This is a genomic window from Bacteroides sp. Phil13, assembly GCF_001940965.1.
Lineage (GTDB): Bacteria > Bacteroidota > Bacteroidia > Bacteroidales > Bacteroidaceae > Bacteroides > Bacteroides intestinalis.
Map to the genome: position 1 here is coordinate 1 of NZ_MSHA01000042.1, position 12,701 is coordinate 12,701.

General features: G+C 43.9%; 13 protein-coding genes. 4 read left to right on the forward strand and 9 right to left on the reverse strand.

Features of this window, described 5'->3' with window-relative positions; translation table 11 throughout:
• The first annotated feature begins 470 nt into the window (after window positions 1–470).
• The 3 genes from BWI44_RS07105 to BWI44_RS07115 are packed head-to-tail and all read left to right on the forward strand — an operon-like array spanning window position 471 to window position 2,396.
• Complete coding sequence (locus BWI44_RS07105; protein WP_195209981.1) at window positions 471–1,055, forward strand: metallophosphoesterase; 585 nt, start codon at window positions 471–473, stop codon at window positions 1,053–1,055.
• Window positions 1,056–1,070: 15 nt separating this feature from the next.
• Window positions 1,071–1,613 carry a hypothetical protein gene (locus tag BWI44_RS07110; protein ID WP_195209980.1) on the forward strand — a complete coding sequence of 181 codons (543 nt, stop codon included), beginning with the start codon at window positions 1,071–1,073 and terminating at the stop codon, window positions 1,611–1,613.
• Between the two features lie 15 nt (window positions 1,614–1,628).
• Window positions 1,629–2,396 (forward strand): metallophosphoesterase, encoded by a 768-nt coding sequence (locus tag BWI44_RS07115; protein ID WP_195209979.1) that lies wholly within the window; start codon window positions 1,629–1,631, stop codon window positions 2,394–2,396.
• Between the two features lie 858 nt (window positions 2,397–3,254).
• Here BWI44_RS07115 and BWI44_RS07120 read toward each other — a convergent pair.
• The 8 genes from BWI44_RS07120 to BWI44_RS07155 form a co-directional block, all read right to left on the reverse strand.
• Window positions 3,255–4,058 (reverse strand): TrmH family RNA methyltransferase, encoded by an 804-nt coding sequence (locus tag BWI44_RS07120; protein ID WP_195209978.1) that lies wholly within the window; start codon window positions 4,056–4,058, stop codon window positions 3,255–3,257.
• Window positions 4,059–4,199: 141 nt separating this feature from the next.
• Window positions 4,200–5,249, reverse strand: coding sequence for an alcohol dehydrogenase (locus BWI44_RS07125; RefSeq protein ID WP_286812611.1), 1,050 nt, complete (start codon window positions 5,247–5,249; stop codon window positions 4,200–4,202).
• Window positions 5,250–5,263: 14 nt separating this feature from the next.
• Complete coding sequence (locus BWI44_RS07130) at window positions 5,264–7,315, reverse strand: DUF3352 domain-containing protein (protein WP_195209976.1); 2,052 nt, start codon at window positions 7,313–7,315, stop codon at window positions 5,264–5,266.
• On the reverse strand, window positions 7,312–8,544 hold the full coding sequence (locus BWI44_RS07135; protein WP_195209975.1) for a Cof-type HAD-IIB family hydrolase: 1,233 nt from the start codon (window positions 8,542–8,544) through the stop codon (window positions 7,312–7,314). Before BWI44_RS07135 ends, BWI44_RS07130 begins: the two co-directional genes overlap by 4 nt.
• Before the next feature lie 225 nt (window positions 8,545–8,769).
• A complete protein-coding gene (locus BWI44_RS07140) occupies window positions 8,770–9,177 on the reverse strand; it encodes a hypothetical protein (RefSeq protein ID WP_007665862.1) in 408 nt (135 codons plus the stop codon).
• Window positions 9,178–9,256: 79 nt separating this feature from the next.
• Window positions 9,257–9,439, reverse strand: coding sequence for a type II toxin-antitoxin system HicA family toxin (locus BWI44_RS07145; protein WP_021967148.1), 183 nt, complete (start codon window positions 9,437–9,439; stop codon window positions 9,257–9,259).
• Window positions 9,440–9,680: 241 nt separating this feature from the next.
• Window positions 9,681–9,773, reverse strand: a complete 93-nt coding sequence (locus tag BWI44_RS07150; RefSeq protein WP_021967149.1) for a smalltalk protein — start codon at window positions 9,771–9,773, stop codon at window positions 9,681–9,683.
• Between the two features lie 70 nt (window positions 9,774–9,843).
• On the reverse strand, window positions 9,844–10,332 hold the full coding sequence (locus tag BWI44_RS07155; protein WP_117706916.1) for an HU family DNA-binding protein: 489 nt from the start codon (window positions 10,330–10,332) through the stop codon (window positions 9,844–9,846).
• 361 nt (window positions 10,333–10,693) lie between these two features.
• On the opposite strand from BWI44_RS07155, the gene BWI44_RS07160 reads away from it, so the two are divergent.
• A complete protein-coding gene (locus BWI44_RS07160; protein ID WP_249929270.1) occupies window positions 10,694–11,125 on the forward strand; it encodes a HipA domain-containing protein in 432 nt (143 codons plus the stop codon).
• A 362-nt stretch (window positions 11,126–11,487) separates the two neighbouring features.
• On the opposite strand, the gene BWI44_RS07165 is transcribed toward BWI44_RS07160, so the two are convergent.
• On the reverse strand, window positions 11,488–12,522 hold the full coding sequence (locus tag BWI44_RS07165) for a hypothetical protein (protein WP_195209974.1): 1,035 nt from the start codon (window positions 12,520–12,522) through the stop codon (window positions 11,488–11,490).
• Window positions 12,523–12,701 lie beyond the last annotated feature (179 nt).

Below are 12,701 nucleotides of genomic sequence, written 5' to 3' on the forward strand. Positions count from 1 at the left end.
GGGCAATGGTGAGTGAATTTTCCACATAATCGAAAAAATAAAATCCTATATCATAGTGTTTTGGCAAAAGAATTTAATGAAAAGTGATGCGAGAATGGGATTTATTTGCTAATTTTGCATTGTTTTTGAGACAATAAAACATTAACAATGCAAAGAAACAGAATGAACATATTACCAACAACAACCATAATTCAGAGCAACAAACGCACTGAATCTGTGTCGAGTGTTCTTGTTTCACGCATTGAACCTCGTATAGTAAACACTTTCCAACGAACATAGCGAGTACATTATTGTACTATGAGAGAATAGAAACTGAATAGTTGGAGGGTCCTTACCAAACTTTCCAACTATTTTGTTTGTATGCCCATTTGTGACAGTCGCCTTCATGATGCTCTTCTGCCATTTCCGTCTGATGGGCTGTTGGTAACCAGATTATTAACGTGCAGTGATACACATAAATTAAGAAGAAAATGAACTACAAATTTGATGGCAGTAAGGTGCTCTTTACATCCGATACCCATTTTTATCATGGGAATATCATTCGTTTCTGCAACAGACCGTTTAAGGATGTGGAAGTGATGAATGAAACTATAATCTCCAATTGGAATAATACAGTCGGGCAGGATGACATCATCTTTCATTTGGGCGATTTCTGTCTTGGCGGTTCAGCCGAATGGACTAAAATCCTTGACAGGTTGAACGGAAAGATATATCTGATTATGGGTAATCACGATTTGAAGAATATACGCCAAGGCTACATTGACAGATTTGAATATGTGGCAATGCAGATGCACATAGAGATTAGCAAACAGAGGATATATTTGAATCATTATCCCTTTCTATGCTTTGATGGCGGATATAAAGATGTGTGGCAACTATTCGGACACGTTCACACAAGAAAGAACAACACCGGAATAGACGCTGCCCGGCTTCAGTATCTTTATCCAACGCAATATGATGTAGGAGTAGATAACAACAACTTTACCCCTGTTTCATTTCAACAAGTGAAGAGAATAATTGAAAATCAAGTGGGACAATTTAATAAGAATAAATGATAAGGAGGATTAACAATGAGTGAATATACTACCATTTATTTAAGATGCAAGGAGATACCTTTGTTGAAGTACAAAGAGCATCCTTCGTATGAGGAATATCAAAAGTTATCTAAGGAAGATTTAATGAAAGTCAATCGTGAGATTGATGAATATAACAAACAAGTCACCAAGTCTTTGGGATGTAAATTGTTTTATCTTAGCACTACTCCAAGCCGAGAGTTGACGATGCTTCCATGGAGTCCTTCTCCGAGTATACTAACCAAAGGCCTGCTTGATGAGATTCTTTATTTCTACCGAGAAGAGATTGATAATTACAAAAATGCTATTGCTAAAAATAAAGAAGATATAGCCAAGTTGGAAGTCCGTATATCCAAAGCAAATGTCAATTTGTACGGTAGAATCAGCAAGGAGATAGATGAATGCTATGAAAAGATAAACTTTGAGGAAGAAGAACTCGAACACTACCAATACTTGTACAACAAATTTGCTTTCTGTAGCAGTATCATAAACAACGAATCAAATTCAGAGTATTATGAACTGATTTACACAAAAAGTTAATAACATAAAGAGATTATGAAGATACAATATATGAGTGACCTGCATTTGGAGTTCAGCGATAACAGCAGATGGATGAAACATAATGAATTACCGGTAACGGGCGATGTTCTAGTTCTTGCCGGAGATATATTCTATTTGAAAAACAAGGTCGCACCTTTGGCTAACTTTTGGAAATGGACATCTGCGAATTATCGTCAGGTGCTCATTGTGCCCGGGAACCATGAGTATTACAATTATTGTGATGTGATGGATAAGGGACTGCAATGGAATTGGATGTTCAAAAACAATGTAGGATATTATCAAAATCAAGTAGTGCGGATTGATGATACCGACTTTATCATGAGCACTTTGTGGTCTCGAATATCTCCATCTGACGAGTATTTTGTGTGGAAGGGCATGAACGACTTTCGGCAGATAATGTATAATGGCAAATTGCTCCAAACAGAGGAATTCAATCAGATGCACAACTTCTGTTTGGATTTCATCAAGCAAAGTCTGGTGGAAACCACCGCCAAACACATTGTGGTAATAACGCATCATCTTCCCACATTGGAGGTTGTTGCATCTCACCATAAAGGTTCTGTGTTGAATAGTGCATTTGCAACTGAACTGAGTAGGCTTATTGCCGACAGTCGCATTGATGCATGGATTTATGGGCATTCACATACCAACATTGATGCTGAGATAAACGGAACAAAGGTAGTTTGCAATCAGATGGGATATGTTTTTGAGAACGAACATATCGCCAATGGTTTTAATCCGGGCAAGTGCCTTGTCTTGTAAAAGGCATGAACTCGTCAGCAATACGCTAAAGCCTCAATATATCATATAGTAACTAAAAACGCTCCTTTTTGTATATTATATGATATGTTGGGGCTTTAAAAATTCAGTTATTCGAAAATTTCCAATAACTGAATTTTTGCTTACCAAAAGAAAAAGATATGTCTCCACTCTCAACTTGACTTTAATGACCGTTATTATATACACGGGCAATAAAGTTAAGTCAAATAGAGAGAGAGAAGAAAATTAGCCTACTGGGTATTTTTTCTTTTCGCCAGCAATCAATATCAGTCACTCCGTGTTCAATCTTGGAGGAGCAACCAGCAATATAGACATAGGCATAACACTAGATGAAATGCTATGCAAAATCTTCCGAAAACCTCATAGTACAGCTGGCAAATTTGCCCCCAAAACCACCTTTTTTATCAAAGTCTTTTCATTTGTTTTCCTGTACCGGAAAAACGCATTATCTTTGCATCAGTTCAGCGAAGAATAAAGAGTAAAATAAGACTTTCCTACCGTTTAATTTTCAAAACATTGGTAGACAATTAGTCCAATATGCTGCATCGTCGTAAGTAATCTGTAATAAATTATCAATTAAAAAACAAGAATTCTCAACATTACGCACTGAATAACAAAATACCATTTCACGCTTATAGAAAGAGCGAGGAATGGTATTTTAATCTATTGGCTCATTCTTTGATAATGCACCAAGTTTCTCTTTTATATTCCTTACGGTCATACTCTTCCTCTCTACACATCCAACAGCCACATGGAATTCCTTCCTTAGAAATATTTATCCGCAAGTAATTCTTTATACATCTGAAGATTATCCATATCGAAATTAAAACAAGAATAGTTTTAATCCATAATCCTAAGTTGCCAAAACGCCACGGCCGCCGCCACCGCCACATTGAGCGAATCGACCCCATGCGCCATCGGAATACGGACTACATAGTCCGCCGCGGCAATCGTATCGGGTGGAAGCCCCTCTCCCTCCGTTCCCATCACAATGGCTAGCCGGGGTTCGGACGTCAAGACAGGATCGGCAATGGAGATAGAATCGTCCGTAAGTGCCATGGCGGCGGTGCGGAAGCCGTGGCAGGCCAGATCACTGAGAGTGCCGTCCAGCCACGTCCAGGGAACCAAAAAAACCGAACCCATGGACACCCTGACCGCACGACGGTTCAACGGATCGCAAGAGTTACGCGTCAGCAACACGGCATCCATCCCGAGAGCAGCCGCCGAACGAAAAATGGCACCAATGTTCGTAGTGTCCACCACACCGTCGATGACGACGATGCGCCGGGCATCCCGACATGTGTCTTCCACCGTGCGGGGCGCGGGGCGACGCATGGCACACAACACTCCGCGCGTCAGGACATAGCCCGTCAGCGTAGCGAGCAACTCCCGCCCGCCCGTATAGACGGGCACGTCGCCGCAACGACTGATGATGTCGGCGGCATCACCGGTGATATGTTTTTGCTCGCACAAGAGGGCCAGAGGTTCATATCCGGCATCCAATGCTACACGGATCACTTTCGGGCTTTCGGCTATGAACAGGCCTTTATCGGGCTCGATGCGGTTGCGCAACTGGGCCTCGGTGAGGGTGGAGAACACCTCGATTCCGGGGTGCGACAAGGAGGATATTTCAATAATGGGCATAAGGTTGTATTCTTTTTAATATGGTTATGAACAAAGCGTGGTAAAAGTGGTAAGGTGATAGTGGAATAACGCTCTGTGATATATAGCGCAGCTACTTTATCGCCCTATCACCTTTACCACTTTTACCACCCTATCACTCTCTTATTCCTTTCTTTCTCTTTCAGACACCGCAACTTTCATCACCCCGTCCAGTTTATTTTCAAAAATCCGGTAAGCCTCCTCAATCTCATTCAACGGGAAGCGGTGTGTGATAAGCGGCGTGGTGTCTATCTTGCCTTCTTCGATCAGGCGAAGTATCTCGGCGCAATCGCACCCGTCCACGCCACCGGTCTTGAAGGTCAGGTTTTTTCCGTACATATCGGGCAAGGGAAGCACCTGGGGATGATCGTAGAGGGCCACCACGGTGACGATGGCATTGGGGCGTGCACACTCCCACGCCAGACGGAAGGTGTCGTTGGTTCCTGCCACTTCGAGCACGACGTCGGCTCCGCCATGATCGCTACTCCGCAACACAATCTCCCGGCAATCCTCCGGTTCCACCACCTGTACGTCCGGATAATGTTTACGCACAAGGCGTATTCTTTCAGGAGATTTCTCGCAAACAATGATGCGGCGGGGGTGCTTGAGCATCACGCAAAGCAGGGTGCAGATTCCGGTAGGGCCGGCGCCGATGATGAGCACCGTATCCTTTTCGGTAATCTCCGATATGCGAGCCGCCCAAAAGCCCGTGGCAAGCACGTCGCCCACAAAGAGCGCTTTTTCGTCGCTCACCGCATCCGGAATACGGTTCAGTCCCTGGTCGGCATAAGGCACGCGGACGTACTCGGCCTGACCTCCGTCGATACGGCAACCCAGTGCCCAACCGCCATTGGCATCGGTGCAATTGTTCACATATCCGTGTCGGCAAAAGAAGCATTCTCCACAAAAGGTTTCTACGTTCACCGTAACCCTGTCGCCGGGCCTGATGGAAGTGACGTCCGCGCCCACTTGCTCCACGATGCCTACCATTTCGTGCCCCACCGTGGTTCCGGGCAAGGCACGCGGCACGCTACCGTGCTTGATGTGCAAATCGCTGGTGCAGATGCTACCGAGCGTCACGCGGACAATGGCGTCTCGGGGGGCTTTCAACCCGGGTTTCGGTTTTTCTATAAGTTCAAATTTTCCGTGTTCAATATAGGTATATGCAAGCATTGTTTTTCTCTTTTTTAATACTTCTCTTTCCGTTCAAACTCTCCCTCCTCCGTATAGTACTTCCATGTGCCCTTGGGTATGTTATCTCCGTATTTTCCGCGGAGTTTCAGTTTGCCGTTCTCATAATATTCGCGATAGCGTCCGTGGCGCTTTCCATCCTTCACTTCCGCTTCACTCTTCAGCGCTCCTTCGGGATAAAACTCCCGCAAGACGTTGCCCTCAAATTTCTCAACATAGAAACGTTGCAACTCATTCATTTGCTCCTTCTCCGTTTCGGCATCTTCGTTCATTACTTCGTCGGCTTCATCATCCACTACCACCGCTACGGCCGCTTCTTCCGGTTGATAAAGTTTATAGTCCATCACGCATTGCAACGAGGCGGACTGACCGTCTCCCGTAATCTGCATGGTCCAATAGGGAAATGAGTAGACAATGTCCTTGTCTGATTGTATCTCTCCCCACGTAACGGCATTCATCATAGGCTTCAACTGGTAATAAAACTTATGCACATCCGTATATAAGAAAACGGTAGAACTCGAATTCAGGTACGAGAAGGCATTTTTAAAGCCCGGATTATCCTTCAACAGGTTCTTCTGATCGTAATCTTCTATAAATGAGAGCAGAGACGAGGCTTTGTTGCTAAACACCACATAATCGTCCACGTACGTGTAATAGGGTTTTTCGAACTTGTCGAACAGCCCTCCAAAGAACAAACGAAAGAAGCCTTTCATTTCCACATAGTTGATTTCAAATCCCTTATAATCAACCGTCTTTATCCGGAGCGGGGTGCGCCGCCTGAGCTTTTTTTCTATAAACTCCATATTCTTACGGGCGTCCTTGATGCTTTTGGTGCCGATGGCCAGAATCAGTTCCGGATCGTGCCCCAACAGCCCCGGTTCGGATTGGGTGATGGCAAATTCTCCCGACATCCAGCTCAGGAAGTTTTCTTCCAGAGAGATGTCGAACAGGCTTTCAATCTTCTTCCGGGAACTCCTATAAGATTCGCACCATTGCGGATCGTGGACCGCGAGTGCATTCTCCAGTTCCTTTACAAAAGTCACCGGATTGCTGAAACCGATGTTGGTATAGAGTGCCGTCCGGCTGGACAGGATTTCGTGTGCTTTCATCCGGTGCTTACCCGAGTTCAGCAAGGCCATGATGTACGGATCGACGGTGTCTTTCCGCAAGGTATATCCTTTCACCTCCATCCGTTTGTGGTCGGTATTGAAATAGAGTCCGGCAAAATCCATGGAATTGCTGAACATATCGATGTACTCGTTCCCGGTTCCCAGATAAATATTCAGGAATTGGGGCAGGCGTGCATAATTGATAAAAACGCGGACAAGTCCTTTGCCGGACACCAGTTTTTCGGCTTCGATAAAAGAATGATCGAGACCGATTTTGGGCTTGTTGCGTGAGTCGATGGCCGATTCTACAAGTTTGGAGGTATAGGAACCTACAAAATGGTTGTCCACGAAGGCGCAATAAAAAATATCGCGTGTATCCGGATCGCGCATTTCGAGGATGTTAATCCCGTTGTGCATCCGGTTGGTTACGGAACTGCCCGCCATGGTGAGCACCGTTTCAAGCTGATCCTTCAACAAGTCCATCTTGGAGGCCTTTTGCATGTCCAGCACAATCAGGAAATCCCAATCGCGGGCACGGACTTTATGGATCGAGATGAGCATATCCCGCTTGCCCACAAGCGATAACAACATTTTATTGCTTCGGACCACAGTGTCGAGCGTTTCCACATTCCGGGTAACGTCCTCGAAGGCTTTCGCCCGCTTCAGGCATTGCCAGGTTGCGCTTCCGCTGAACTTTGCCCAATCGTCGATGGGCGCCGAGGACTGGATGATAAATGCCGCGTCTTCGGGCACCAGGTAGATTTGCTGAATGTTGCGGTCGGGCGAAACAAACAGGTGAACAATGGAGTACAAAAAATATACAACCAAGGCTAAACCGGCAATCGCAAGTGTTCTTTTTACGAGGGTCCGGGTATTGTTCTTCTTAACGGATTCAACGGGTAGTTCTTGTGGCCCGTTGTCCAATTCATTTTCGATCATCCCTTTTTCAGTATGCTATTGACTACACGCACCGAAGACACCAGCTTGGCCGTGGAAGTAAACACATCCACATTCCACACATGCGAGGAGCGGCCTTTATGCACGATAGTTGCAACAGCCCTTACCGTATCCCCCTCATGGGCGGAGGAGATATGGTTTCCGCTGACCTGCATGCCGACCACTATTTCGTCCGGATTGCAAAGTATCATGGAACCCAGTCCGGCCACGGTTTCGGCCAATGCCAGGCTGGCACCTCCGTGCAGGATGCCGAAAGGTTGGCGCGTACGTTCGTCCACGGGCATGGTGGCCTCTACCCTATCTTCGGAGGCGTAAGTGTATTGTATGCCCAGATTTCCCATCAATGCATGGCGGGCACGCTGGTTGAGTTGCTCCAGGGGCACGTCGGCGGGGCGGATTTCGGCAAGTATCGCTTTCTCCACGGCTTCGGCCACGCCGTCTTCATCGTTGGAGGCGGTGATGCGGTCGGCACAGACCTTCACCGAGTCTTGGGCGTTTCCCATAGCGATACCCAGTCCGGCGGATTGTATCATGGAGACATCGCAAACTCCGTCGCCGATGGCGATGACTTCTTCAGAGTTGATGCCTAACTTCTCAAGCAAGGCGCCCAGCGTATTGGATTTATCAATGGAGCAGGGCACCACTTCCAGGAAATAGGGTTCTGAACGAAATACATCCAGCGCTCCGTTCAACCTCCGGCGCCAGTGGTCTTCCAGTCCCACGAGGGCTTCTTCGTCATCGCTTACCAGCATGCACTTGCAAGGGGCAAAGTCCACCGCTATCGAGAATTCGGTTTCGGCAATTATCTTCAAGCCATTCAGCTCGGCTTCGCGGCGTATGTGCTCGTTTTCAGGCGAGTCGGTGATAATGGTATCTTCGTGATACGTAAAAATAGCAAACCCGTTCTTACGGGATTTCTTTTCAAGATAGGGCAGCATTTCGGGGTTTATCCTACGCTCAAAGAGTAGTTCGCCACTTTGCGCATTGATAATTTGCCCGCCATTGTAGGAGAGGATGAAGCCTCCGTAATTGCCCAGTTCCAGAGTTTTGGCAATAGGCATCAGGCCATACGTCGGTCTGCCGGAAGCCAACACGATACGCACGCCCATCTGTTGCACCTTCAACAAGGCGGCCAGCGTGCGCTTACTGATTTTCTTTTCACTATCGAGCAGGGTTCCGTCCACATCAAGAACTAATAATTTGTATTTCATGACTTACCGGTTTTTGAGTTAATGAAACAAAGGTAAAGTTATTCGAGAGAAAACACAATAAGTGACGGGGTTTTTCTCGTGCATTTTTATTTATTATTTACATAGGGGGACTTTAGTATAATTGCTCAGGTATCTAAAGAGTGTAGGTAGTAAATATTTTCCTTCAAAAGAAAACCCGTGCAAGAATAATCCTACACGGGCAAAGCTTTGTCTAAAAGTCTTTGATTATAGTGAGGCTGAACTTAATTCAGTCCCCATTTTCTTTATAGCTGTTAATATTTTGTTAGTGGTTCTTTCTCCCGCAAAGGCTACACCGCTTTTATATTGCCTCATTTTGCTTTCATTGATACCTGCATACTGGGCAAACTTACTAACATTAATCCAATCAAAGTAATTAAAGAAAGAGGCTATATCAAATTTGAAAGTTACCTGTAAATCGGTAAATTCATTTGGTAATGTGCCTGTTTCTTCTTTTACCATTTCTTTAGCCTCATCTATACTTAGCATAAAATCAGCCTTTGCAGCTTCAACGCTTTCGCCATACCCACCAAAGCTATGATTATTTATTTCCTGCTCTGAATAGATGGAATAAAGCCCGTCACTGCCTTTTTCTACAATAGCCGTTACTTTCATATCCTTTGCTTTTTATTTGGGTTAAAACTAAAAGTTCTTATTGATATTAGAATACAGAATATAAGGAAGTGCAGGGGGATTATACCCCTGCTTTCTTCCTGATACTTTTTTCTGTGCCTTTGGGTATTTCTTGGCTATCATGTCGTGGAACTACAAAGGTTTTACCTGTTATAGGTGAAAACCACTGGTCGTGCCTACCTCCATGACTGACAAAATAACAGCCGTTTGCACTTAGCACCCTTTTCAGTTCTGATGTTTTCATATCTCAAAGAACTTTTAGACGCTACAAAAGTAACATATTTGTTACTTTATGCCAAATAAAAGAGTAACAATTTCGCTACTTTAACATAGATAAGGCTTCCAGATACAAGTTAGTAATCTACAAAAGAAAAGAGGCTCACCGCTTCTCTGTAGCAAGGAAAGTCCCGTAAAAGTAAAGGGAAGTGCCTGAATTCCGACACTTCCCTTTCTCTTAGTTTAACTCGGCCTTTACATCCTCGCTATCATTTCATCGCACCGCCTCCCAGTGCTCCCAGTGCGGCCGAAACAATAGCCATCACCACTTTCAGGATTTTCTTCCAAACAGACTTCTTCATAAATACAATTGTTTAATTATTAATTCTTTAATTGTTAATTGTTAATTTTCAACGTCTTCGGCTTTAAACCCTATCCCAGTGGATTTTCTTCTATTCCTCCGTCACCTGACGACGAGCCGCCTTCTTCGGTCGGAAGTTCATCATTGATGCGGTCCACATCCTTGAGGCTAAGTCCTTCGGAACGGGTGCTTCCGTTAGCCGTAATACGGATTTCCTTATTGGCACGAAAACAGACGCGCAAACCGGTGATATCATTCGCCGTAAACGCTTCTGCCGTCTCCGTACCCTTGCTACGGGCGGCAAGATAAAAATATCCCAGTCCGTCAATGTTTACCGACCTTCCAAAGAGTAGTTCTTCTTTCAACTCCGTGCGGAAATCTTTCAACACAGAGTTCACCACACCTTCACTCACACCGGAAAGTCGGCTGATCTTTTTCGCAATCTGCTTCAGATCCATCGCCACACCATATTTATAGGTGATTACCGGATATACTTTCTTTATCGACTTCTTGTCCAGCGGATTCAGAAACCGCCAAACCTTCTTGTACAAAATACTCATAGTTGTTCTACTTTTTAAATTAAATAAATCATGTTCAAAATCTCTTCGCTAACGTTAACGTTGCAAAGATGCGGCAACTTCTATAAAGCTCAAATGAACACTTACTATGGCATTTTCATACTTATATTTTTCTCGTATAACAGGCTACATACCTTGCAGGAATGAATCATCATTTACCCATATACACCATATCGTAAATTTACCCACAAAAAAAGGAAGAAAACACAGTAGTATATCCGGAGAATTCGGAGTATAAAATGACGAGGACGACAAAAGAGGCAATTCGCAATGTGGGACGTATCTCTCTGTCGAGTGTACAACCCCAATTTGCTATAGTGGTAGATACGGAGAGTTTATATTTGTGCTTTGTTTTTTCAAGAATGATGAAGCAACTTACATTACTCGCCATTTTGACTTTATCACTCTCAATGGCGATGCTCATCTAAAGAATTTTTCGCTGATTGATAGAAATGAGGAATATGGTCTTTCGCCAGCTTACGATTTGATAAACATTTCCTTACATTTAGTAGAGCCCCGCATTTTTGCCCTTGACAAAGATTCGTTCCGCAAAGGCATGAAACTTTCGGATAAGTATCAAGTGAGTAGAACCGATTTCGAAGAATTCGGTTGCCGTATTGGACTTCCAGAGCGGGTTGTAAAACGAGAATTAGATGCATTTGCAAAAGAAAATCAGATGGTAAAGGCGTTGATTGAGCGTTCTTTCTTGTCGGATACATTAAAACGTCAATATTGGCTATCCGTGGATTATAGGCGGAAGATGTTAGTGTGGTGATTTCAAAAAAGTTATTTACTCATCAAGGCGTTTCTTTTACGCAACGCACCGGAAATTCCATGTACTCTCCATGAAGTACCATTGGTGCAAAATACTTCCGTGAAGTACTTAAGAAATATTACAATGTAAGCCCAAGCAAATTTAATAAATTTGCCAGAAGATTGATGGATAATAAAAATCCCACTAACCTACCCCCAGTGTCTTGACCAGTTCATTCCTCCTTAGTTCTAATCTTTCCGGTTTTCCTGACTGGAACGATGTGCAAGACATACCGGGATTTTTTAAGGAGTAGTCTAGCCAAGACACATAGGGATAATTCAGATAAGACTATAAGAGATATTCTACCTAATTCTTTCCAATTATCAGATATCGACTCTTTCCTGTGTTTTTCTGCTACCATAAGCACCAGTGGCGCAACACAATACAGCCCCGAACAAAATAGCGAAGAATGAAATCAGGGCAGACCGCGCGGCTGCGTCCGTTGCTTTATCAGCAGCCACCAGCGCTTTGTGTTTAATCTCTTTCCATTCTTGTACGGCTTTCTGCAAATTTGCTTCCAAGTTGTCCATCTGTTTTCCTGCTTCTATACGTGCATTATCTATCAGATTCATATACTGTTCGACTGTCTTATCCGCTTCCGTCTTAGACATATTAGTATTGTTAGCTATAGCCTTAGCCAAATCATTCCGGTCTATATTTTGGCTAAGATTTTCCGCACGTTGTTTCAAACGTTCCAAAAAATCATTAACCGCCTCGTCCGTATCCTGAGGAGAAGCAACAATTGTCTTGACGGATTTGCTTAAGTCATCTTTTACCTCCTCCAATTGCTTCTTGAGATAGTCCGGGTGTAATTCTTTCACATTGCTCTTGACAAGTGCAGCACGTATATTCTGTGGTATGTTTTCTTCTTTCAGAGTTGCATTGAAATGAATCTTTCCAAATACTTCTTCCGCTTCTTCAGACAATGCAGAAATACCACTTCCGACAACGTTACCTGTTCCGGACAAGACACTGCCCGTAACTGATGAAACAGCCCCAAGTGCATTTGCAGTCATTTTTACCGCACCAGCTGCCAAAAAAACACCTAATACGACGGCAACAATCAGTGTGGTAGCCCAAACTAAAAATCCATGTATCATTCCATCCATACCGGCCAGTTTTCCAGCAACAAAACCACCTGCAGCCATGCCAGTAATCAGAATGACGGCGGAACCAATCCCTACAGCAGTACCTATGCCTGAAGCCGGATGTCCAGACAAAGGATCAAACATAAACAATCCGATACTTGAATTTAGAATAGACAACAACACGGATATTGCCAATACAGTCATGACACCGCCAAAAACACTGCCCCAGGACACTCTGCCCTTCAGTTCTGCGAAACTTAATTTTTTCATAATTGTCAGGTTTTTAATTAATACTATGATTTGTATCTCTATAAAAAAACAGTATTGAAAGAATATTTGTTTGATAAATATTTGTCATTTAAACAGACATTTGTGTTAAAAAACGCATGTATATATAAAGTTGTATTTGATACCGTTATATATAAATCCAAGAATTTGCACCTTATATA